Origin of the sequence: uncultured Lutibacter sp. (genome assembly GCF_947493565.1) — a bacterium.
Classification (GTDB): domain Bacteria; phylum Bacteroidota; class Bacteroidia; order Flavobacteriales; family Flavobacteriaceae; genus Lutibacter; species Lutibacter aestuarii.
In genome coordinates, this window is sequence record NZ_CANLRG010000002.1 from 235705 (window position 1) to 260445 (window position 24741).

Sequence of the window (24741 nt, forward strand, 5' to 3'; positions counted from 1 at the left end):
GTTATGAAATATAATTATTAGCTTATGGATCAAAAAGAAATTCAAGTATTGGTATTAGTAGTAACTATTGTTATACTGGTTTTATCCTTAGCAGTTATTCTATTTTTTTCTTACTTTCAAAAGAAAAAAACTGCTTATTTAATTGAACAACGTGAAACCAAAAAAAGATTTGAAGAAGAAATTACCAAATCAAAAATGGAAATTCAAGAACAGGCACTTCAAAATATTAGTTGGGAAATTCATGACAATGTAGGCCAATTGCTTTCTGTTGCTAAAATGCAATTAAATATGGTTCAATTTTCTTTGCCTAATGAACAACAAATTAAAATACAAGAAACAGGAGATATTGTTGGTAAAAGCTTACAAGAGTTAAGAGGTTTAGCAAAATCATTAAACCCAGATACTATAAAAAATATTGGATTGGAAGAATCAATTGCTTTAGAGATAGGTAGATATAATAGATTAAATGTAATTAAAGCCGAATTAAAAATTCAGAAAGAACCTTTTATTTTAAGCAATGAAAAAGAAATCATTTTATTTAGAATTATACAAGAGTTTTGTAATAATACTTTAAAATATTCTAAAGCCAAAAATCTAGACATTCACTTAAATTTCAATGAAAAAGATTTAGAAATTATTGCAGAAGACAATGGTATTGGGTTTGATGTAAATGATTCAAGTTTGCAAACTGGAATTGGCTTGCTAAATATGAAAAGTAGAGCCAAATTAATTGGAGCAAAATTAGTACTTGAATCTTCTAAAAAGAATGGAACAAAGTTATATATTAGTTGCCCAAAATAAGCTTACTATGAACCCAATAAATATCATTATTGTAGACGACCATTTATTGTTTTCGAACGCATTAAAGGGGTTAATATCGAATTATAAAGAATTTAATGTAGTTGCTGTTTTAAAAGATGGAAGTGAACTGGTTGATTATTTTTCTAATAGCGATACAAAAGCACTTCCTGAAATTGTTTTAATGGATATACAAATGCCAATTATGAATGGTATTGAAGCCACCCATTGGTTAAAAGAACAGTATCCTAACATTAAAGTTTTAGCACTGTCTATGGAATGTGATGAAACAACTATTTTAAAAATGTTAAGAGCTGGTGCAAAAGGATATTTATTAAAAGATATTCACCCTACAATTTTACATCATGCCTTAATTGAAGTTCATAAAAATGGTTTTTATTATACTGAAAATGTTGCTAATACACTTTTAAATTCTATTGAAAATAAACCCATTATTAATAATGTAAAATTAAAGGAAAGAGAATTAGAGTTTTTAAAATTAAGTTGTTCTGAAATGACCTACAAGCAGATCGCAGAAGAGATGTGTTTAAGCCCCAAAACTATCGAAAATTATAGAGAAGCATTGTTTGAAAAATTAGAAGTAAAAACTAGAATTGGAATGGTGTTGTATGCTATAAAAGAAAAAATTGTGATACTTTAAGTTTAATTTTCTTTAATTTTATCCGTTATAACAATTAAAATTAAAGAATTGAGTCAATTTATAAACATACAAACAAAACTTCAACAATTTTATAAAAGGTTCTATTTAAATGAACTTATTAAAGGCTTGTTATTGTTTTTTTCTATTGGATGTTTATATCTTATTTTCACTTTATTTATTGAACACTTCTTTTGGTTAAAACCTTTAGCCCGTACTATTTTATTTTGGTTATTTATAATCGTTGAGCTGGTTTTAATTATTACCTATATAAGCATTCCATTGGTAAAATTAAGTGGATTAAAAAAAGGAATTACCGATACCCAAGCTGCAAAAATTATTGGCAATCATTTTCCTGAAATTAGTGATAAGTTACTTAATATTATACAGTTAAAACAAATCCATGATGGTTCAGAGTTGATTGAAGCTAGTATAGAACAAAAAGCGAAGCAACTTCAACCTATACCTTTTAAAAAAGCGATCAATTTTAATAAAAACAAAAAATATATTAAATATGCGTTACTCCCAATTTTAATATGGCTACTCACGTTAATTACGGGTAATATTGCTATTTTAAATTCTAGCTTTTCACGTGTAGTACATCACAACACACCTTATGAACCTCCTGCACCTTTTTTATTCAATATAGCAAATACATCTTTAAGAGTTATAGAAAATCAACCTTTTACCTTACAAGTAGAAATTATTGGGAATACGCTGCCAGAAGATGTTATTATTAACTTTAATAATGAAAATTATTATCTTGAAAATAAAGGTTTTGGTAAATTTGAATATACATTTTCGAATATTAAAGAATCACTTAATTTTTATTTAGAGGCAAATGGAGTTGTTTCCAAAAAATATACGATTACCAGTATTGAAACACCTATTATTAATAATTTAAAATTGGTTTTAAACTATCCAGCTTATACACGAAAAAAAAATGAAATATTACAAAATACTGGAAATACCATTGTTCCACAGGGAACAAATATTAGCTGGCAGATAGAAACTCAAAAAACTAGTCTAGTAAAGTTTATACGTAGTGAAATGGATACGGTAAATTTTGAACAACCTACTGAAAATTATTTTAGTTTTTCAAAACAAATCTTAAATCCTTTAAATTACCAAATAACAACTTCAAATTTAAAGTTAAGTGATTATGAATCCTTGAATTTTAATATTCAGGTAATAACTGACCAATATCCAAAAATAGAGGTGACTTCTAATATTGATTCAATTACGATTGGTCCTGTACAGTTTTATGGTCAATTAACCGATGATTACGGCATTCAAAAGCTTCAGTTAATATATTATGACAAAAACAATATAAATTCACGTAAAACACATCCTATTTCAATTTCAAAATCTTTGTTTACAGACTTTTATTATATTTTTCCTGACGGTATCGAAATTGAGGAAGGTGTAACCTACGAGTTTTATTTTGAGGTTTTTGATAACGATGCCATTCATGGTTCCAAAAAAACCAAAAGTCGTGTTTTTAGTTATTATAATAAAACTCAAAATGAGCTCAAAGAATCTTTATTAAATAATCAAAAAGTAACCATTAATAAAATTGCAAATACTTTAAAAAGTGCAAAAGAAAATAACAAAGAGGCCAAAGAATTTAAAGATGAACTTCAGAAGAAAAGTGAAGCTAATTGGAATGATACAAAAAAGCTTAAAGAGTTTTTAAAAAGACAAAATCAGTATCAAGAAATGTTTGAAAAGCAAACAACTGATTTAGAAAAAAATTTAAACGAACAACTAGAAAACGAAAGGTTAAAAGAACAGCGAGAAGATTTAAAGAACAGAATTCAAGAGGCTAAAGAATTGGTAAAAAAGGAGAAATTATTAGAGGAACTTGATAATTTAACTAAAAAGTTAACTAAAGAAAATTTAGTTGATAAATTAAAAGATATAGCCAAAAAGAATCAACAAAAAGAAAAAAGTTTAGAGCGTATTCTAGAGCTTATGAAGCGTTTTTATGTGGAACAAAAAGCTTCTCAAATTAGTCAAAATCTAGAGGAACTTTCAACTAAAGAAAAAGAATTATCCAGTCAACAAAATGAAGGTAATACCCCAACGAAGCAACAAGAGATTAATGATGATTTCAAAAAAATTAAATCTGAATTTAAAGAACTACTCCAACAGAATTCTAATTTAATTCGCCCAATGAAAATTCCAAATAGTACAGATGAAATTCAGGAAATAAATACAGATTTAGAAAAAGCTTTGGATAATTTAGAGAAGAACAATCCAACAAACGCACAAAAAAATCAAAAAAGAGCAGCAAAAAACATGAAAGCTCTAAGTAAAAAATTAGGAGCTTCTATGAGTGCTATGCAAGGAGAACAGATTGATGAAAATATTGATGATTTGAGAATTATAGTTGAAAACTTAATTGAATTTTCTTTTCAACAAGAAGCATTAATGGATAAATTTACAGCTACTGATTTTCGTCAAGCAGACTATCCAAATAACTTAAAAAAACAATTTGTTCTTAAAGAATATTTTGAACATATAGATGATAGTTTGTACTTGCTTTCATTGCGACTGTTTAAAATGAGTTCCGTTATTCAAAAAGAAGTTTCCGATGTTCATTATTATATGAATGAATCTTTAACTAATTTTACCGATAATAAGTTTAATATAGGAGTTTCCAATCAACAATTTGTTATTACTTCTGCTAATAATTTAGCAGATGTATTGAGTGATTTATTGGAAAGTTTAATGAACGCTTCATCTAGTATGGGCAAAGGAAATGGAAATTCAAAGGATTTTGCTTTACCTGATATTATACAAAAGCAAGGTGAGCTTTCAGAAAAGGTGAAAAATGGCTCTTCTAAAAAGAAAGGTTCAGATAAAATTGATTCTGAATCTGAATCACAAACAGAACAATTAAATGAAGAATTATACCAAATTTATAAACAACAATCTCAATTACGTAACGCACTACAACAAATTCTAGAAAAAGGAACTTCTAAAGGATCCAATAAAGCAAAAGAAGTTCTTAAATCTATGGAAGAGTTAGAAGCTGAAATGCTTGAAAATGGATTTTCTGATGAAGTTTTAAAAAAGATGCAACAAATCAATTACGAATTATTAAAACTTGATGAGGCTAAGGAGGAGCAAGGAGAGGATAAAGAGCGTGAATCGGTATCAAATTACATGAATTATAAGCAACGAGTAATTGATCAATTAAAGCTTCAACATGAGTATAAGAATTATAATGAAATATTAAATAGACAATCATTACCTTTGCGCTCAATTTATAAAAATAAAGTACAAGAGTATTTTAAAATCAATGATTAGTATGATTGAGTTTAATTATGAAACTGCATTTAAATTAAAAGATGAAGAAAAAATTAAGAATTGGATTTCTTCATGCATTCTTCATTATGGATTTACTGAAGGTGAACTTAATTATATTTTTTGTGACGATGCTTATTTATTAAAATTAAATGTTGAGTTTTTAGAACACGATACTTTAACTGACATTATAAGTTTTGATTACACGCTTGGTAAGCTTATAAGTGGCGATATTTTTATATCCATAGAACGAGTTAAAGAAAATGCAAAAATATTTAGTCAAACACTTGATAATGAATTAAATAGGGTTATTATACATGGTGTTTTGCACTATATAGGATATAAGGATAAAACCGAAGGCGAAAAATTATTGATGAGAGCCGAAGAAGATGCTTGTTTAAAATTATTAGAATCTTAAATGTTCCACGTGGAACAAAATTTAGTTGATTATGTTTAATACAGAATATGATGTTATAGTTGTTGGAGGAGGTCATGCTGGTGGTGAAGCAGCTGCTGCAGCTGCAAATATGGGCGCTCATACATTGTTAATTACTATGAGTTTGCAAAATATTGCTCAAATGAGTTGTAACCCTGCTATGGGTGGAATTGCGAAAGGTCAGATTGTACGAGAGATTGATGCTTTAGGTGGTTATAGTGGTATTGTAACAGATAAAACAGCTATTCAGTTTAAAATGTTGAATAAATCTAAAGGGCCTGCAATGTGGAGTCCGAGAGCTCAAAGTGATCGAATGCGTTTTGCAGAATGTTGGCGAACTATGTTAGAGCAAACTGATAAATTGGACTTTTATCAAGATATGGTCAATGGTTTATTATTTGATCAAGATACAATTATTGGTGTTAGAACTTCTTTAGGAATTGAAATAAAAGCTAAAACTGTAATTATTACTGCTGGAACTTTTTTAAATGGCTTGATTCATATAGGAGATAAAACTTTTGGTGGTGGTAGAGCAGGAGAACGTGCTTCTACTGGAATAACAGAAGATTTGGTAAAAAAAGGATTTGAAGCAGGTAGAATGAAAACAGGAACTCCTCCTAGAGTGGATGGTAGATCTTTAGATTTCTCTAAAATGATTGAACAACCTGGTGATGAAAATCCTGAAAAATTCAGTTATTTGCCTTCAACTAAACCTTTGATCAAACAACGTTCTTGTTATATGAGTTATACTTCCAAGGAAGTTCATGAGTTGTTAAGAACAGGTTTTGATAGATCGCCTATGTTTAATGGTAGAATTAAAAGTATAGGACCTAGATATTGCCCTTCTATAGAAGATAAAATTGATCGTTTTGCTGCCAAAGAACGACACCAAATTTTTGTGGAACCAGAAGGTTGGGACACGGTGGAAATTTATGTAAATGGATTTTCTACTTCTTTACCCGAAGATGTTCAGGATAAAGCATTAAGAAAAGTACCTGGATTTGAGCAGGTAAAATTCTTTAGATATGGTTATGCTATTGAATACGATTTTTTTCCTCCAACACAATTAAAGCACACTTTAGAAACTAAACGTATAAAAAATTTATATTTTGCTGGGCAAATTAATGGAACCACTGGTTACGAAGAGGCTGCTGCACAAGGGTTGATGGCAGGTGTAAATGCTGTTTTAAATATTAAAGGTAAAAAGCCTTTTATTTTGAAGAGAAATGAAGCTTATATTGGAGTTTTAATAGATGACTTAATTACTAAGGGAACAGAAGAACCATACAGGATGTTTACTTCTCGTGCAGAGTATAGGACTTTGTTACGTCAAGATAATGCTGATTTGCGTTTAACTCCTTTGGCTTTTGAGTTAGGATTGGCATCAAAAGAGCGTTTAAATAGAGTTATAGAAAAACAGGAAAAAACAGATTTATTTGTGAAGTTTTTAACAGAAACGAGTGTTAAACCTGAAGAAATAAATCCAATTTTAGAGGCTAAAAATACGGCGCCAATTTTGCAATCTATGAAGTTGTTTAAGATAGCTGCAAGACCCCAATTAGATTTTTCTGATATTAGAAAACTTGAAAGTGTTGAATCTTTTATAGAAATTAATGAGATAGATTTTGAGATTATTGAACAAACAGAAATCCATGTAAAATATGCAGGTTATATAGAGAAAGAAAAGAATCAAGCTGACAAGTTAACTAGATTAGAGAATGTTTCTATTCCTGCTAATTTTGATTATTCTAAGGTTAAATCTTTATCTATTGAAGCTCGTCAAAAGCTAACAAAAATTCAACCCATAACCATTTCTCAAGCGAGTAGAATTAGTGGAGTTTCTCCGAGCGATATTTCTGTGTTATTAGTTTATATGGGACGTTAATTGTTGTGTTCCACGTGGAACATAACCTAGTTTAAATACAAATAAACAGTTGTTATTATAATGAATAGTAAGAAAATGATTTATTTAACTTGTAAAGATTATACGGTTTCAAATGAAAAATTTGAGTTAATATATAACTCTAAATTTGAAATGTTAGAGACTTATCCTCAACCTAAATTAGATAAATTAGCATCTTATTATGAAAGTTCAACATACATTTCTCATACCGATTCTAAAAAAACGTTTATTGATAAAATATATCAACTAGTTAAAAAGTACACATTAAAAAATAAATTAAAACTTGTTAATTCATTTAAAAGCCCAGAAAAAAAAATACTCGATGTTGGATGTGGTACAGGTGATTTTTTGTTTACATGTAAAAATAATGGTTGGTCTGTTGTGGGGGTAGAACCAAATATAAATGCTAAAAGTTTAGCTGAAATTAAATTAGCTAGTTCTAATTCAAATCCTATTTTTTCAAAACTTGAGGAGTTAGAAGATATAAAATTGGATGTAATTACTTTGTGGCATGTATTAGAACATGTTCCAAATTTAGAAAAATACATTTCACATTTAAAAAGTTTATTAAAACCAAATGGAATTTTAGTTGTGGCTGTTCCTAATTTTAAGAGTTATGATGCTCAATATTATAAAAAGTTTTGGGCAGCTTATGATGTGCCTAGACATTTATGGCATTTTTCAAAAAAATCAATTCAACTTTTATTTGAAAATGAAAACATGAAAGTTGATCAAATACTTCCAATGAAATTTGATTCATTTTATGTGGCTTTATTAAGTGAAAAATATAAACATCAAAAATCTAATTTTTTAAAAGCATTTTGGATTGGATTGCTTTCAAATATTAAAGCAAGTGAGTCTAAAGAGTATTCATCTTTAATTTACATCATTAAAAACAGTTAAAACTTATTTTAAAGCGATTTTACAAACTTTATTAGCTATAGGCTTAGTATGTGTAGAAAAATCAATAAAACTCTTTTATATGAGAGTTATTAAAGTTGTTTTTAATAATAAAAAGCTATTAAATGTGTTTAATAAATAAATAAATTCAATTCTTTGAAATTATTGGTAAACCTATCCTAAATTGTTTTTATATTCGCAGCAATTTTAATAGAAGAAACCAAAACTAAAATATTTAAAAATGAAAAAACTATTATTAGTTGCTTTTGCAATAGTGTTAGCGTCATGCAACCAAACCAAAATTGCCTACATCAATGTTGAAGATTTAATGAAGGATTATGAAGGTACCAAAGCTTTAGAAGAAACTTTAAAAGCAAAACAAGATGCTATGGCTAAAGAGTTAGATAGTTTATCGGCACCTTTCCAAACCAAGGTTCAGGAATATTATCAAAACGCTCAAAAAATGTCTGCACAAAAAAGAGCTCAAACAGAACAAGGTTTACAGCAAGAACAGCAAATGTTACAGCTTAAGCAACAACAAGCATCTCAAACTTTACAACAAGAAAATCAGGAATTAAGTGAGGCAATTACTAAAAAAGTAGACAGTTTTGTAACTGAATATGCTAAATTAAAAGGGTTTAATTTAGTGTTGGGTACTTCTGGAAATGGAACCGTAATGTATGGTGATGAAACTTTAAATATAACTAACGAAATTTTAGTTATTTTAAATGAAGATTTTACTAAAAAGTAGCCTAAAATATCAAATCAAAAAAAAGCCTTTAACTTTTGCTAAAGGCTTTTTTTGATTATTTTTTTACTCCAGAAAACTGTTGCTCTTTTATTTTAAAAAGAATATTAAATGTAGTTAAACTACCATAAATTCTAGTAATGTATTGTTGTAAATCAACTTTTTCTTGGTCATCTAAATTACTACTCGAATTTATTTTTTGCTCCATAACTCTAATACGGTCTCTAACCATTACTATTTTATGAAAAAAAGTGTCGATAGGAATTTCTTTACTTGCCAAGCTAGTATCCTTGGGTTCTAAAATTAATTTGCCGCCTTTCCATCGATCTCCAATGGGAATAATTTCAGAAATGTCTGACCATTGTTTTAACATGTTTTTAAGGGTGGTTTCAACTTCATAAAAACTAATAGTATCCACTTCATCTTCAACACTTTCAATAACTTCAAACTCGCTATTTATGTCAATTGTTTCTAATCCGTTTTCAATAAATGTTACCCAATAATGTTTGGAGGTTACGTTGGTTACAACGCCAAGTCCAAATTCTAAATGTTTAATGCGTGAACCTATACCTAATAATTTCATAATCAATGTTTTAAGTTAATATGTATATGCCTATTATATTTAAAATAAAGTAAATTGTAATGTTCATAGCACCAGGATAATCCTTAGCTAACCTTTGACCAGCTAAAAATTGAATTAAAATAATTGCAGAAATTTCTAATCCAATTTTTGCTGTTAGAAAAGAAGCTTCTGTTATTAAATAATATAATCCTAGGGCTAGCACAACAAATGCTATAATTTCTAATATCACAATATGTATTAATAATATTGGAACTAGTTTATGTAGTATTGTTTTTTTAAAATGATTTGAATAATAGTTTGTTGTATTTTTCCAAGCTGTAATTTTTTCAAGTACAGATATGAAATAAGTAATTATGAAAAAAACTACAATTAATATTTGTGCTGCATTATTATTAAACATAAATTTTTAAGAAGTTTCTTTTTGATGTAAAAGCCTAGTGAGTTTGATGGATAAATCTAATAAAATAATTTTAGGATTTCCATTTCTTTCTATATGATATAAAGCATCATTTAATTCTTTAGTAATTTCAATAATATTTCCACTATGAACGAAAGGTGCAAAATTTTCAAGTTTAAAATTAGGGGATTTTGGTTGTAAAAAAACCAATTCTTCAGTTCCATAGTTTAATAACATTGCTTGTCTAAAAAATTGCAAACAATAGTTTAAAAAACGTTTTTGAGTTTCTCTACCTGTTTTAGCGATAGTTTCACTCCATTCAATTAAATTTTTAATGACAGCTGCATTTCCTTTTGCTTTAAAAGCAGCACGTATCCAAGTTATAAACCACTGTTCAAATTGTTCATCGGTATTATCATTATGCAATAAATGGAGCGCTTTGTTAAAGTTTCCATCTGCTTGTTGAGCAATATTCTGAGCAATTGGAGGATCAGTTCCTTCGCGTTCAACAAGTCCTTTGATAATATCTGTTTCAGAAAGTAATGGGAACTGTAATATTTGACAACGTGATTTAATGGTTGTTATAATTTGTTCTTCATTTTCAGCAATTAATAAAAAAACAGTTTTTTTAGGGGGTTCTTCTAAAAGCTTAAGTAATTTATTAGCCGTTGCAGCATTCATTTTTTCAGCCATCCAAATAATCATTACTTTATAGCCCCCTTCGTAACTTTTTAACTTTAAAGATTTTACAATTTCGTCGGCTTCATCAACGCCAATTTGTCCTTGTTTGTTTTCAATACCTAAAGTTTGCAACCATTCAAATAAGTTTCCATAGGGGTTTGTAGTTACAAATTTTCTCCATTCATCTAAAAATAAATTACTTACGGGTTTAGATTTAACGGTTTCATTTGTTGAAACTGGGAATGCAAAATGTAAATCGGGGTGTTGTAATTTTTTACATTTTAAAGCACAAGCTTCTTTATTAGAAGAGGTACTACATAAAATATATTGTGCATAAGCAATGGCTGTTGGCAATACCCCAGACCCTTCTTTTCCAACAAACAACTGTGCATGAGAAATTCTACCATTATCGGTAGATTTTACCAAATGATTTTTTAAATGCTCTTGCCCTAAAATTTCAGAAAAATTCATTAAAGCGAAAGTAAAACTTTTTTTTAATTTTTAAATTGTTTCGTTTCTAATTCTTTGGAGTGAAATCGCTTTCGTAAATATCTTAAACCCTTAGCTTAATTTAAGTTATATTTGTACAACAAATATTTACAAAAATGAAAACAATACAAGATATAAATTTTGAAGGTAAAAAAGCTTTGATTAGAGTAGATTTTAATGTGCCTTTAGATGAAAATTTTAAAGTTACAGACGCTACAAGAATTGAAGCAGCTAAACCAACAATTATTAAAATATTAGAAGATGGTGGTGCAGTAGTTTTAATGTCTCACTTAGGAAGACCAAAAGGTGCTGAAGTTAAATTTTCATTACAACATATTGTTGAAAAAGTTTCTGAAATTCTAGGTGTTCAAGTAAAATTTGCTTCTAACTGTGTAGGTGAAGTTGCAGAAAGCGCTGCTTTTAATTTAAAAATGGGAGAAGTTCTATTGTTAGAAAATCTACGTTTTCATACCGAGGAAACTAAGGGGGATATTGAATTTGCTAAACAGCTTTCAAAATTGGGAGATGTATATGTAAATGATGCTTTTGGAACTGCGCACAGGGCACATGCCTCAACTACCATTGTGGCTCAATTTTTTCCTAATAATAAATGTTTTGGAAACTTATTAGCACAAGAAATAATTAGTATTAAAAAAGTGTTAGAAGATAGTGAAAAACCTGTTTTAGCAATTTTAGGTGGAGCTAAAGTATCTTCTAAAATTACCATTATTGAAAATATTTTAGATAAAGTAGATCATTTAATTATTGGTGGAGGAATGAGTTTTACATTTGTTAAAGCAAAAGGAGGAAAAATTGGAAAGTCTATTTGTGAAGATGATAAACAAGCATTGGCATTGGATATTTTAAAACAAGCAAAAGAAAAAGGTGTTCAAGTTCATATTCCTGTTGATGTAGTAGCTGCTGATGATTTTAGTAACGATGCAAATACACAAATTTGTGACATTTATAACATTCCTGATGGCTGGGAAGGAGTAGATGCAGGTCCAAAATCACGCGAAATATTTGATAAAATTGTAAACGAATCTAAAACAATTCTTTGGAACGGACCGTTAGGTGTTTTTGAAATGGAAAGTTTTGCTCAAGGAACAATTGCTTTAGGTAATTCAATTGCAAATGCTACTAAAAATGGAACATTCTCTTTAGTTGGAGGAGGAGATTCTGTAGCAGCAGTAAAACAGTTTGGTTTTCAAGACAAAGTAAGTTATGTTTCAACAGGTGGAGGAGCAATGTTAGAAAGTTTGGAAGGAAAAACATTACCAGGTATTGAAGCTATTTTAAAATAAATACAACCGTATTTTATAAAATTTAAAAACGCGTTCTATTTTAGAACGTGTTTTTTTATTGTCACATTTCTAACGTTGTTTACTAAATTATTTCTTTACTTTTGGAAAGTTAAAAAAAGAATTACTACTATAAAAATTATGAAATACACCTACATTCCAAATACCGATATAAAAGTTAGTAAAATTTGTTTAGGAACTATGACTTTTGGTCAACAAAATACAGAAGAAGAAGCGCATGAACAGTTAAATTTTGCAAAGGAAAAAGGAGTAAACTTTATTGATACTGCTGAAATGTATTCCATACCAGGAAGAAAAGAAACTCAAGGTAGTACAGAGCGCTATATAGGATCTTGGTTAAAGGATCAACAAAGAGATGATTTAGTAATTGCAACCAAAATAACCGGGCCTAATGAGTATTTTAAATTTATTAGAGAAGATTTGGGTTTTTCTAAAAAGGTACTTACCGAAGCATTAAATAACAGCTTAAGTCGTTTACAAACTAATTATGTAGATATTTATCAATTACATTGGCCAGAAAGAAATACCAACTTTTTTGGGAAAAGGAATTATGTACATGATGCCAATGAAAAGTGGGAAGATAATTTTAAAGAAGTAATTGAAACACTAGATAGTTTTGTAAAAGAAGGTAAAATTCGTCATTATGGGGTTTCCAATGAAACCTCCTGGGGTGTTATGCGCCATTTATCAGAAAGCACAACGCACAATTTAACACGTTGTAAAACTATTCAAAATGCTTATTCACTAATAAACCGTTTATTTGAAATTAATTTAGCAGAAGTTTCCATACGTGAAAAGGTTGGTTTATTAGCTTACTCTCCTTTAGCTTTTGGAGTTTTATCTGGAAAATATTTACATGGAAATTTACCCGAAAATTCCCGTTTAAAATTATTCCCTCAATATAGCAGATACAGCAGTAAACAATCTTATTTTTTAACTGAAAAGTATATGGAGTTGGCAAAAGAATTAAATTTAAGTTTAGTGCAATTGGCTTTGGCTTTTGTTAATCAACAAGAGTTTGTAACTGCAAATATTATTGGAGCAACTACACTCAACCAATTAAAAGAAAATATTTCAAGCATTGAGGTAAAATTATCTTCAGAAATATTAAACAAAATAGATCAAATACAAGAATTGCAACCAAATCCTGCTCCATAAAATTCATTTCAAATAGTTTATAGTTACTTGCATAAATTTGTAACAATAATGACATAAATCATAGTTTATACATTAAATTTTAACAAATTTTGCATATCGAAAAAGCATAAAAGATAATATTGTCTTAAACTCTTTTTCTGAATTTAATAGAAACTATATGAAAAGACTATTTCGATTTTTAATTCCACCAAAACAATGGCGTTTACCAGTAATCATATTATTGGGGGCTATGTCTGGTCTTTCATTGTATGCACTTATCGAATCCAAAGCTGTTTCGTATTTATCAGATGACCCAAAAACTTGTGCAAATTGCCATGTAATGACACCACAGTACACAACTTGGCAAAACAGTTCTCATAGAGAGTGGGCCTCTTGTAATGATTGTCATGTTCCACAAGACAATGTATTTAAAAAATACCTTTTTAAAGCTAAAGATGGGATGTATCATGCCTCAGTGTTTACTACTCGTGGTGAACCTGAAGTAATTAGAATGAAAGAAGCAGGTGTTGAAGTTGTTCAAAATAATTGTATTCGATGTCATCAAGATCAAGTTACTGATGGTAGGTTAAGTGCTTCAGTTACCAATCATTTTGAAAGTAGAACTACCCGAAAATGTTGGGAATGTCATCAAGAAGTTCCGCATGGAAGTGTGCATAGCTTATCTTCTATAAAGTACTATGGAAAAGTACCTAAAGAACATCAAGAAACTGTGCCAGAATGGTTAAACAAATATTTAAATAAATCAGATAATAAAAACGACAAATAAAATGAATAATAAAAGAAAACCTTGGATGAACTGGATGCTGTTTTTTGCATCTTTAGTAGTAGTGTTTTTGTTAGGACTTTTAGTTTCTTCAATTACAGAGCGTAAAATGGAGGCTAAATTTGCATATACTCCAATGACAGAAATAAAAAAATTAGAACCAAGAAATGAAGTTTGGGGTGAAAATTTTCCTCGCGAATTTCAATCTTATTATAAAACAGCTGATACCACATTTAAATCTAAATACAATGGTGGAGCTATGATTGACATGTTAGATGTAGATCCAAGATTAGTAGTACTTTGGGCTGGCTATGGTTTTGCAAAAGATTACAATCAAGGTCGTGGACATGTGTATGCTGTTGAAGATGTAACAAATACCTTACGTACAGGTGGCCCAACAGGACCTGAAGATGGACCAATGCCTTCAACTTGTTGGACTTGTAAATCTCCAGATGTTCCACGTTTAATTAATGAAATTGGAGTTAACGAATATTATAGTGGAAAATGGGCAAGTAAAGGAGAACAAATTGTAAACCCAATAGGTTGTGCTAACTGTCATGATGAAAAATCTATGAATTTAACCATTACTCAACCTGCTTTAATTGAAGCTTTTGCACGTCAAGGAAAGGATATTACTAAATCTTCTCATAATGAAATGCGTTCTTTAGTTTGTGCACAATGCCATGTTGAATATTATTTCAATAAAAATTTACCAGATAGTAAAGGTATTCCTTACTTAGTTTTCCCTTGGGATGATGGAATGACTTTAGAAGGTATGGAAGAATATTATGATAAAGTTGGTCACGTAGATTGGACACATAAAATTAGCAAGGCTCCAATGTTGAAAGCTCAACATCCAGGATACGAAGTTTATAAATTAGGAATACATGGTAAAAGAGGAGTTTCATGTGCAGATTGCCATATGCCTTATAAAACAGAGGGTGGACAAAAATTTACAGATCACCACATTCAATCTCCTTTAAATAATGTTGCCAATTCTTGTCAGGTTTGTCACCGTGAAGAAAAAGATGAATTAATTGCCAATGTTTTTGATAACCAAGATCGTATTATTGAAAATCGTGATCAATTAGAGCGTTTATTAGTTCGTGCTCATGTAGAAGCTGGAAAATGCTGGGAATTAGGAGCAACTGAAGATCAAATGAAAGATATTTTAAAAGGAATTAGATTAGGACAATGGCGTTGGGATTTTGCTGCGGCATCTCACGGAGGATCATTCCATGCTCCAGTTGAAATAGGTAGAGTTATTGGTAAAGGAATTGATATTACTCAAGAAACAAGAATTAAGTTAGCTAAGTTATTGATGGAGCTTGGATTTAAAGGAGAAGTTCCTTATCCGCCAATTGAAACAAAAGAGGCTGCTCAAAAATTTATTGGGTTACCAATGGACAAGTTAGAAGCTGAAAAAGAAAAATTCTTAAAAGAATTACAGCCAAAGTGGATAGAAGCTGCTAAAAAGAGAGAAGCAAATTATTAATACTTTTTTATATATTTGAACTCATATGAGTGAAAATAATTACAAAGTTCAACGTAATCTTTGGGAAAATCCTTGGGGTTACGTTGAATCTTTTTTTATAGGATTTGGTTTATTGGTAACAGGCTTTTTTTTAGAAATGTTTGTCGCTTCAGATACACCGTTTACAATTTCATACCCCTATAATATTGTTTTTTTAGTTGGGTATATTATTATTTTATTTATTTTATATAAATGGTTTTCTACAACTCAATTAATACGATGGTTAACTAAAGTACCTGCATCTATTTCAAGTATAGTATTAGTTACTTTATTGGTGATGATAATGGGTATTATACCTCAAATCCCTTCTGAAAGTAATTTTATCAATAACCTTGGATTAAATCATATCACAAGTAATTGGGCTTTTTTATTAATTGTATTTCAGTTTTTAACCTGTTTGGGTCTAATTTCTATTAAAAGAATCTTACAATTTAAATGGTCTAATTTTGGGTTTATTTTGAATCATGTAGGTTTATTTTTAGCACTTGTTTCAGGAATGTTAGGCACTGGAGATTTGCAACGTTTATCAATAAATGTTTATGAAGGAGAACCAAGTTGGATTGCTACCGATGCCAAAAAAAATAAAGTTGAATTACCTTTTGCATTTTATTTAAATGATTTTGTAATTGAAGAATACCACCCAAAATTGGCTTTGGTTGATAATAAAACAGGTAGCATAGCACATAACAATGGTAAAAATTTGTATTTGGTAAATGAAGGGGAAACCTATTATTTTCAAAACTTTGAAGTAACTATAAATAAATTTTTAACTTCAGCTGGAAGAATTGGAGATCAATATTTTCCTGTAAATGAATTAGGTTCTCCTCCAGCAGCATCAATAACAGTAAAAAACACGAAAAATGACTCTATTCAAAACGCTTGGATAAGTAGTGGGAGTTTTAGATACCCTTACGAATCTTTAAAAATAAGTGAGGAATATTCTGTTGTAATGACCATTCCTGAAGTGAAAAAGTTTAGTTCCAACATTGATATTTTAACCAAAGAAGGTGAGCGTATTAGTACTGTTTTAGAAGTTAATAAACCTTTTAAATTTAAAGGATATAAAATTTACCAATTAAGTTACGATGAAAAGATGGGGAAATGGAGCAATTTAAGTGTTTTAGAGTTGGTAAAAGACCCTTGGCTACCGGTAATATATATTGGTATTTTTATGATGATTGCAGGAGCTATATATATGTTTTGGGTTGGAAATAAAATAACAAAAAATTAAAAAATGACTTGGATAGATTTTCCCTTATATAGTACTATTATTGGCATTCTTTGGGTTTTAGGCCTAATTTTTTTACTATTTTCCTATAAAAAACAAACAGTGATAAAATTTGCAAACTTGTTATTTCTCTCTGGATGGTTTGTTTTAATTGTTTTTGTAGTAAAATTATGGCTAGAGTTGGATAGACCTCCAATGAGAACTTTGGGAGAAACCCGTTTATGGTATGCTACTTTTTTGCCTCTAATAGGATTTCTAACTTATTTCCATTGGAAATATAAATGGTTTTTAGCTTATAGTATAGCAATGGCAGGAATGTTTTTAGCAATAAATTATTTAAATCCAGAAACCTATTCAAAAACATTAATGCCAGCTTTACAAAGTCCTTGGTTTATTCCTCATGTGCTTGTTTATTTATTTTCTTATGCAGTTTTAGCAGCTTCAAGTATTGTAGCAATTAAAGGGTGGTATGATAATTATAAAGGAAATTTCAATATTGAAACTTTAAAATTAGCAGATAATTTAGTATATATAGGTTTCGCATTTTTAACTTTAGGATTACTTTTTGGAGCGTTATGGGCTAAAGAAGCTTGGGGGCATTACTGGACTTGGGATCCTAAAGAGGTTTGGGCATTTTTAACTTGGATGGGCTATTTAATTTATATTCATTATCGCTATTTTCATATGCATAAATCCAAACAAGCATTAACTATTTTGGCACTTGCTTTTGTAGTTTTATTAGTCTGTTGGTTTGGTGTTAATTATTTACCAGTTGCTAATACAAGTGTACACACTTATACAAATTATTGAAACTAAACCTTTATTGTTAAAGTAGTTTCTTTAATGAATATTTAAAAGGCGGATTTTAACTAAAACCCGACTTTTAAGTGTTGTTTATATGAAGTATTTTAAACTCCTTTTTTTGCCCAACTATCTCTTAAGGGCACGGTTCTATTAAAAACTAAATTAGATTCATTAGTCTCTTTATCTACACAAAAATACCCTAAGCGTTGAAATTGAAAACGATCTAATATTTTAGCAGTTTTTAAACTAGGTTCAACATAAGCTGTGATTATTTTTAAAGAGTTTGGGTTTAGAAATTCTTTAAAATCTTTGTCTTTATGTCCATCAGGTGCTTCATCAGTAAATAAACGGTCATACAATCTAACTTCAGCTTTTACTGCATGTTTTATTGAAACCCAATGCAGTGTTCCTTTTACTCTGCGTTTACTTGCTTCTGTTCCACTTCCACTTCTACTATCCTCATCATAAGTACAATGTATTTCAGTTATTTCTCCATTGGCATCTTTAACAACTGATTCTCCTTTAATAATGTAGGCATTTTTTAAGCGAACTTCTTTACCTAAAGTTAGCCTAAAGAATTTTTTATTTGCTTCTTCTTTAAAATCTTCTTTTTCAATAAATAATTCTCTACTAAATGGAACTTCTCTGTATCCAGCATTTTCATCTTCTTGGTTGTTCTCAGCAGTTAGCCATTCTTCTTTCCCTTCAGGGTAATTGGTAATCACTAATTTGATAGGGTTTAAAACAGCCATTACACGTGGTGCCGTTTTGTTTAAATCATCTTTAATGCAGTGTTCTAATAAGGCTACATCGGTCACATTATCTCTTTTAGAAATTCCAGCAGTATCACTAAATGTTCTGATTGATGACGGGGTATATCCTCTTCTTCTTAAACCTGAAATAGTAGGCATACGAGGATCATCCCAACCATTTACAATATTTTCTTCTACTAATTGTAGTAATTTACGTTTACTCATAACGGTATAACTTAAATTTCTACGTGCAAATTCTCTTTGTTTTGGACGTAATGCTAGTTTTGTTTCATTAAAAACTTGGTCAACATACCAATCATATAAATCTCTATGACTTTTAAATTCTAACGTACAGATAGAATGTGAAATTTGTTCTAAATAATCGCTTTCACCATGCGTCCAATCATACATTGGATAAATACACCAATTATTACCAGTTCTATGGTGTGCTCTTTTTAAAATACGATACATAATTGGATCACGCATATGCATATTTACATGTTCCATATCAATTTTTGCACGTAGTACGTGGGAACCCTCTTCAAACTCACCGTTTTTCATTTTTAAAAACAGCTCCAAATTTTCCTCAACGCTTCTATTTCTATTAGGACTATTGATTCCGGGCTGAGTAGGCGTTCCTTTTTGTTTTGCCATCTCTTCAGAAGATTGATTGTCTACATAGGCTTTTCCTTCTTTAATAAGCTCAATGGTCCAATTGTACAATTGTTGAAAATAATCAGAAGAAAAAAGTATTTTATCCCATTTAAACCCTAACCATTGGACATCATATTTAATTGCATCAACATATTCCTGCTCTTCTTTTGCTGGGTTGGTATCATCAAAACGTAAATTTACAGGAGCATTGTAACGTAATCCTAATCCAAAATTCAAACAAATGGAGGCTGCATGACCAATATGCAAATATCCATTAGGTTCAGGAGGAAAACGAAAACGCAATTTCTCTTTAGGTAAACCATTAGCTAAATCATCTTCAATAATTTGTTCTATAAAATTTAGCGACTTTTTTTCTTCACTCATAATTGTAAACTAAATAAGCCACAAAATTATTGATTTTTTTACCAATACAACTATAAAATAATTCAATCAGTTAAAATAACCATTTTTTATACCTAATTCTAAGTATCTTTGTCAAAATTTTAGTACTAAATGGGAGTAATTAAAGTAAAAAATATACGTGTATACGCTTATCATGGTTGTTTAATTGAAGAAGGAAAAATAGGCTCAGATTATAGGGTAGATGTTACTGTAAAGGCAAATTTATCAAAATCGGCACAAACCGATAATTTATCAGATACTGTAGATTATGTGCATTTAAACAAAATTGTGAAGCAAGAAATGGCCATACGGTCAAAATTATTAGAAGAAGTTGCAAAGCGAATACTTAATAGAATTTTAGATGAAATTCCATTAGTTGATAAAGCAGATGTGGCAGTTTCTAAACTCAATCCGCCTATTGGTGGAAATGTAGCAATGGTTACCATTGAAATGAGTAAAAAAAGAAAGTAGATTTACAATTTAGAAATAAATCAATTTAACAAATAAACAATATTTACAAAAAATCTTGTCAGCTTATTAAAAATAGTTAAATTTGCAATCCAATTTATGGCGTCGTGGCCGAGTGGCTAGGCTGGGCTCTGCAAAAGCTCCTACAGCGGTTCGAATCCGCTCGACGCCTCTACAAAACCAAAGCAATTGCTTTGGTTTTTTTGATTTCTTTAACACATTCTTACTTATAAAATCATGTATCTTTGTAGTTATAACATGAATGTATGAAAATTTACCCTATTGAAACAGGAAACTTCAAGTTAGATGGTGGCGCAATGTTTGGTGTAGTTCCTAAAACTATTTGGCAACGTACAAACCCTGCAGACAGTAATAATTTAATAGACATGAGTATGCGATGCATGCTTATTGAAGACGGCAATCGGCTTATATTAATAGACAATGGTACTGGTAATAAACAATCTGATAAGTTTTTTGGATATTATTACTTTTTTGGAGGATTTTCTTTAGACACTTCATTAGCTAAATACGGTTTCCACAGAGATGATATTACGGATGTTTTTTTAACTCATCTTCATTTTGACCATTGTGGAGGAAGTATTCAATGGAATAAAGATAGAACAGGTTACGAGCCAGCATTTAAAAATGCTAAATTTTGGAGTAATAAAAAGCATTGGAAATGGGCTACAGAACCAAATGTAAGAGAAAAAGCATCATTTTTAAAAGAAAATATCAACCCTATTGAAGCAAGTGGACAATTAAAATTTGTAAATCTACCAGAAGTTGACTTTGGGATTAATACAGAGCTTGGTTTTGATATTTTATTTGCAGATGGTCATACAGAAAAACAAATGATACCTCACATAGAATATAAAGGAAAAACCCTTGTATTTATGGCAGATTTGTTACCTACAGTAGGACATATTCCGTTACCTTATGTAATGGGGTATGATACACGACCATTACTTACCATGGATGAAAAAGCAAAATTTCTTAACAATGCTGCAGACAAAAACTATCTGTTGTTTTTAGAACATGACGCAAGTAATGAACTTTGTACTGTAAAGCATACTGAAAAAGGAGTTCGATTAGATCAAACCTATAAATTTAACGAAGTATTTAATTAAAATAAGTAATATGAGAATATTTAAACCTATGTATGTAGCGGCACTCGCTACTATAACTCTAGCTAGTTGCGGTTCTGTAAAAAATATGGCAGTACCAACTATGGACACATCTGTTTCCTTAACTGTAGCAAAAAAAGGAACTGTAAGTGAAGAACAATTTAATCATTGGGCACATGCCGATTTAATGACTGATACAATTCCTGGTATAAGTGTTGAAAAGGCCTATAAATTTTTAGAAGGGAAAAAAGGTACAACAGTTATTGTTGGTGTTATAGATTCAGGAATTGATGTAGAACATGAAGACTTAAAAGATGTTGTTTGGACGAACCCAAAAGAAATTGCTGGAAACGGAATTGATGACGATAAAAATGGATATGTAGATGATATTTATGGATGGAATTTCTTAGGAGGGAATGGTGTAGCAGCTCCTGAACAATTAGAAATTACTCGAATTGTAGCTAAACTAAATCCTAAATTTAAAGGAAAAACTATCAATGATATTAGTGCAGAAGATAAAGCTGATTTTGAACAATACCAAAAATATGTTAAGGCATATGAAGCTTCTGGTTCTAGACATTTCCAAACGTTAGACCGTCTAGTTCAAATAGAAGAAACATTAAATGCAGTTAAAAAGTTTACTGGAAAAAGCAGCCTTACTATGGAAGACCTAAAAGCTGTTGAAACTGAAGATGAAACTTTAAAAGGACAAGTGCAAGGCTTAATTGGGTTGTTTGGAAGAGGTGTTGATGAAGAGCAGTTTTATGAGTATTACGAGGCTCAAAAGAAAAATAAAAACTACGATTTTGATTTTGACGGTAGAGCAATTGTAGGTGATAACCCTGAAGATATCACAGATACTAATTATGGAAATGGTAATGTAATAGGTTCTAAAGATGATGAAATCCACGGAACGCATGTTGCAGGTATTATTTTAGCAACTCGTAATAATGGTGTTGGAATGAATGGAGTTGCAACAAATGCAAAATTAATGTCTATAAGAGCTGTACCAGATGGAGATGAGAGAGATAAAGATGTTGCTTTAGCAATTAGATATGCAGTAGATAATGGAGCAAAAGTTATAAATATGAGTTTTGGTAAAAACTATTCTCCTAACAAAGAGTGGGTTTTTGATGCTATAAAATATGCTGAAAAACACGACGTTTTATTAGTACATGCTGCTGGTAATGATAGTAAAGATATTGATGTTAAACCAAATTGGCCAAATGATTCTGAAGATAAAATTACAGAATATGCTGATAATGTTTTAACAGTTGGAGCAATGAGTGTTAATTACAATGAAAATTTACCTGCGGTATTTTCTAATTATGGTAAAACAAATGTAGATGTATTTGCTCCTGGGGTTCAAATTTACTCTACATTCCCAAAAAACGAATATCAAAAAATTAGCGGTACATCAATGGCTTCTCCTGAGGTAGCTGGTATTGCAGCTTTGGTTAGATCTTACTACCCTCAATTATCTGCAAGTCAGGTAAAATATATTATTATGAATTCAGGAACTAAAATTGATATGGAAGTATTGGTACCAGGAGAAAAAGGGAAAAAAGCACCTTTTTCGGAACTATCAATTTCAGGAAAAATAGCAAATGCATACAATGCATTGGTTTTAGCTGATAAAATGGTAAACGGAAAGTAAACTTATAATTTTCTGTTAAAAAAGCACATTCATTTGAATGTGCTTTTTTGTTTTTATAGCTTAATGGTTATATTCGCCGCAAACTACTACTCAATGAAAAAATTATTTCTTGTAATTTTAATAATTACAACCCCTTTTTTAGCTGCTCAAAATAATACAACCTATTGGCAACAACATGTAGATTATACTATGGATGTAGATGTAGATGCTAAAAATTATCAATATAAAGGAACTCAACAGTTAGTTTATACCAATAATTCTCCAGATGTTTTAAATAAAGTGTTTTATCACTTATACTACAATGCATTCCAACCTGGAAGTGAAATGGATTTACGTTTGCAAAGTATTATAGATCCAGATAAAAGAATGGTTACTAATATAGGTTCGAGAGATAATCCTATTTATGAAAGTAGAATAGCAAAGTTAAAACCTAATGAAATAGGATATCTTAAAGTTTTATCACTTCAGCAAAATGGTATTGATGTTAGTTTTGAAACAGAAGGAACAGTTTTAGAAGTTAAATTAAATAAAGCAATTCAACCAGGTGAGAAAGTAACTTTTAATATGAGTTTTGAAGGACAAGTTCCTGTGATGATTAGAAGAGCAGGTAGAAATAGTGAAGATAATGTGGCACTCTCTATGGCACAATGGTATCCAAAAATGGCAGAATATGATTTTGAAGGATGGCATGCCGATGCTTATATTGCTCGTGAATTCCATGGTGTTTGGGGTAATTTTGATGTAACACTTCATATCGATAAAAATTATGTAGTTGGAGGTACAGGTTATCTTCAAAACCCTCAAGAAATTGGTCATGGATATGAAGACAAAACAAAACCTTTAACAATAAAAAAAGGGAAAAAGTTATCTTGGCATTTTATAGCTCCCAATGTTCATGATTTTACGTGGGCAGGAGATCCTAATTTTAAGCATGATGTTTTAAAAACAAAGAGTGGGACAACACTTCATTTTTTATATAAAAACAATAAAAAATATTTAGAAGCCTGGAAAGAAGTTCAACCTTTAACAGAAAAAGCTTTAGATTATTTTAATGAAAACATTGGTCAATATCCTTGGAAACAATACTCTGTTATACAAGGAGGTGATGGTGGAATGGAATACGCAATGTGTACATTAATTGCAGGTGGAGAAACTTTAAGAAGTATTGTTGGTACTGTTTTTCATGAGTTAGCACATGCGTGGTTTCAACATGCACTTGCCACAAATGAAAGCAAACACTCTTGGATGGATGAAGGATTTACGTCCTATATTTCAACATTAGCATCAAGTAAAATATTAAAAAATAAAGGAGATGAACCATCATCAAGCAGTTATAGAAGTTATTTTTATTTAGTAAATGCTGAAATTGAAGAACCTTTAACCACTCATGCAGATAGATTCCATACAAATTTTGCTTTTAGTACTGGAAGTTATACTAAGGGAAGTATGTTTTTAACACAATTAAACTACATTGTTGGTAAAGAAAATGTAAAAAAGATCCTAAAAAAGTATTTTCAAGAATTTAAATTTAAGCATCCAACCCCTAATGATTTTAAACGTGTTGCTGAAAAAGAATCTGGAATTCAATTAGATTGGTATTTAAATGAATGGATAGAAACTGCACATACTATAGATTATGCAGTTGCTGATGTTGAAGGAAGTACTATTACTCTAGCAAGAGTAGGTCAAATGCCTATGCCAATTGATGTAACAGTAACTTATACAGATGAAACTATTGAAAAGTTTAATATTTCATTAAAAATGATGCGTGGTGAAAAACCAACAAAAGCTACTAAACTAAAAGATTGGGCTTGGGCCAACCCGCTATACACCTTCTCAACATCAAAAGAAATTAAAAAAGTTGAAATAGATGATTCTGGATTGATGGCTGATATAGAAAGATCTAATAATATATTTATAGTAAATTAAAGTTGAATACTTTAAAATTTTAAAAACCCTTTTTTAAGAAT

General features: G+C 30.0%; 21 protein-coding genes and 1 tRNA gene. 18 read left to right on the top strand and 4 right to left on the bottom strand.

Annotation, left to right across the window (positions count from 1 at the left end; all coding sequences use genetic code 11):
- The first annotated feature begins 24 nt into the window (after positions 1-24).
- From Q0714_RS02890 to Q0714_RS02920, 7 genes are all read left to right on the top strand, one after another.
- Positions 25-801, top strand: a complete 777-nt coding sequence (locus Q0714_RS02890; protein WP_298262807.1) for an ATP-binding protein — start codon at positions 25-27, stop codon at positions 799-801.
- Positions 802-808: 7 nt separating this feature from the next.
- Positions 809-1459, top strand: coding sequence for a response regulator transcription factor (locus Q0714_RS02895; RefSeq protein WP_298262808.1), 651 nt, complete (start codon positions 809-811; stop codon positions 1457-1459).
- A gap of 48 nt (positions 1460-1507) precedes the next feature.
- Positions 1508-4771, top strand: coding sequence for a DUF4175 family protein (locus Q0714_RS02900; RefSeq protein WP_298262809.1), 3264 nt, complete (start codon positions 1508-1510; stop codon positions 4769-4771).
- A gap of 1 nt (position 4772) precedes the next feature.
- Positions 4773-5186, top strand: a complete 414-nt coding sequence (ybeY, locus tag Q0714_RS02905; protein WP_298262960.1) for an rRNA maturation RNase YbeY — start codon at positions 4773-4775, stop codon at positions 5184-5186.
- Between the two features lie 31 nt (positions 5187-5217).
- Entirely contained in the window at positions 5218-7089 is a 1872-nt protein-coding gene (mnmG, locus tag Q0714_RS02910; RefSeq protein WP_298262810.1) for a tRNA uridine-5-carboxymethylaminomethyl(34) synthesis enzyme MnmG, read from the top strand.
- Positions 7090-7149: 60 nt separating this feature from the next.
- Positions 7150-8010 carry a class I SAM-dependent methyltransferase gene (locus Q0714_RS02915; protein WP_298262811.1) on the top strand — a complete coding sequence of 287 codons (861 nt, stop codon included), beginning with the start codon at positions 7150-7152 and terminating at the stop codon, positions 8008-8010.
- 238 nt (positions 8011-8248) lie between these two features.
- Entirely contained in the window at positions 8249-8758 is a 510-nt protein-coding gene (locus Q0714_RS02920) for an OmpH family outer membrane protein (RefSeq protein ID WP_298262812.1), read from the top strand.
- A gap of 55 nt (positions 8759-8813) precedes the next feature.
- Here the strand turns inward: Q0714_RS02920 and Q0714_RS02925 are convergent, their stop codons facing one another.
- The 3 genes from Q0714_RS02925 to Q0714_RS02935 are packed head-to-tail and all read right to left on the bottom strand — an operon-like array spanning position 8814 to position 10887.
- Positions 8814-9338, bottom strand: coding sequence for a hypothetical protein (locus tag Q0714_RS02925; protein WP_298262813.1), 525 nt, complete (start codon positions 9336-9338; stop codon positions 8814-8816).
- A gap of 10 nt (positions 9339-9348) precedes the next feature.
- Positions 9349-9738, bottom strand: a complete 390-nt coding sequence (locus tag Q0714_RS02930) for a DoxX family protein (RefSeq protein ID WP_298262814.1) — start codon at positions 9736-9738, stop codon at positions 9349-9351.
- A gap of 6 nt (positions 9739-9744) precedes the next feature.
- On the bottom strand, positions 9745-10887 hold the full coding sequence (locus Q0714_RS02935) for a DNA polymerase III subunit delta' (RefSeq protein ID WP_298262815.1): 1143 nt from the start codon (positions 10885-10887) through the stop codon (positions 9745-9747).
- Positions 10888-11021: 134 nt separating this feature from the next.
- Here Q0714_RS02935 and pgk point away from each other — a divergent pair, with 134 nt between their 5' ends.
- The 6 genes from pgk (at position 11022) to Q0714_RS02965 (ending at position 17720) form a co-directional block, all read left to right on the top strand.
- On the top strand, positions 11022-12209 hold the full coding sequence (gene pgk, locus Q0714_RS02940; protein ID WP_298262816.1) for a phosphoglycerate kinase: 1188 nt from the start codon (positions 11022-11024) through the stop codon (positions 12207-12209).
- A 138-nt stretch (positions 12210-12347) separates the two neighbouring features.
- Entirely contained in the window at positions 12348-13385 is a 1038-nt protein-coding gene (locus Q0714_RS02945; protein ID WP_298262817.1) for an aldo/keto reductase, read from the top strand.
- A 157-nt stretch (positions 13386-13542) separates the two neighbouring features.
- On the top strand, positions 13543-14151 hold the full coding sequence (gene nrfH / locus Q0714_RS02950; RefSeq protein WP_298262818.1) for a cytochrome c nitrite reductase small subunit: 609 nt from the start codon (positions 13543-13545) through the stop codon (positions 14149-14151).
- 1 nt (position 14152) lies between these two features.
- Entirely contained in the window at positions 14153-15643 is a 1491-nt protein-coding gene (gene nrfA / locus Q0714_RS02955) for an ammonia-forming cytochrome c nitrite reductase (RefSeq protein WP_298262819.1), read from the top strand.
- A 25-nt stretch (positions 15644-15668) separates the two neighbouring features.
- Complete coding sequence (locus Q0714_RS02960) at positions 15669-16913, top strand: cytochrome c biogenesis protein ResB (RefSeq protein WP_298262820.1); 1245 nt, start codon at positions 15669-15671, stop codon at positions 16911-16913.
- Positions 16914-16916: 3 nt separating this feature from the next.
- Positions 16917-17720, top strand: coding sequence for a cytochrome c biogenesis protein (locus Q0714_RS02965; RefSeq protein ID WP_298262821.1), 804 nt, complete (start codon positions 16917-16919; stop codon positions 17718-17720).
- Positions 17721-17818: 98 nt separating this feature from the next.
- Here the strand turns inward: Q0714_RS02965 and Q0714_RS02970 are convergent, their stop codons facing one another.
- Positions 17819-19504 (bottom strand): glutamine--tRNA ligase/YqeY domain fusion protein, encoded by a 1686-nt coding sequence (locus tag Q0714_RS02970; RefSeq protein WP_298262822.1) that lies wholly within the window; start codon positions 19502-19504, stop codon positions 17819-17821.
- Between the two features lie 129 nt (positions 19505-19633).
- Here Q0714_RS02970 and folB point away from each other — a divergent pair, with 129 nt between their 5' ends.
- The 5 genes from folB (at position 19634) to Q0714_RS02995 (ending at position 24700) form a co-directional block, all read left to right on the top strand.
- A complete protein-coding gene (folB, locus tag Q0714_RS02975; RefSeq protein WP_298262823.1) occupies positions 19634-19993 on the top strand; it encodes a dihydroneopterin aldolase in 360 nt (119 codons plus the stop codon).
- A 98-nt stretch (positions 19994-20091) separates the two neighbouring features.
- Positions 20092-20162, top strand: a tRNA-Cys gene (locus Q0714_RS02980).
- 94 nt (positions 20163-20256) lie between these two features.
- Positions 20257-21117, top strand: a complete 861-nt coding sequence (locus Q0714_RS02985; RefSeq protein WP_298262824.1) for an MBL fold metallo-hydrolase — start codon at positions 20257-20259, stop codon at positions 21115-21117.
- Positions 21118-21127: 10 nt separating this feature from the next.
- Positions 21128-22771 carry a S8 family peptidase gene (locus tag Q0714_RS02990; RefSeq protein ID WP_298262825.1) on the top strand — a complete coding sequence of 548 codons (1644 nt, stop codon included), beginning with the start codon at positions 21128-21130 and terminating at the stop codon, positions 22769-22771.
- 93 nt (positions 22772-22864) lie between these two features.
- Positions 22865-24700, top strand: a complete 1836-nt coding sequence (locus Q0714_RS02995) for a M1 family metallopeptidase (protein WP_298262826.1) — start codon at positions 22865-22867, stop codon at positions 24698-24700.
- The last annotated feature ends 41 nt before the right edge of the window (positions 24701-24741 follow it).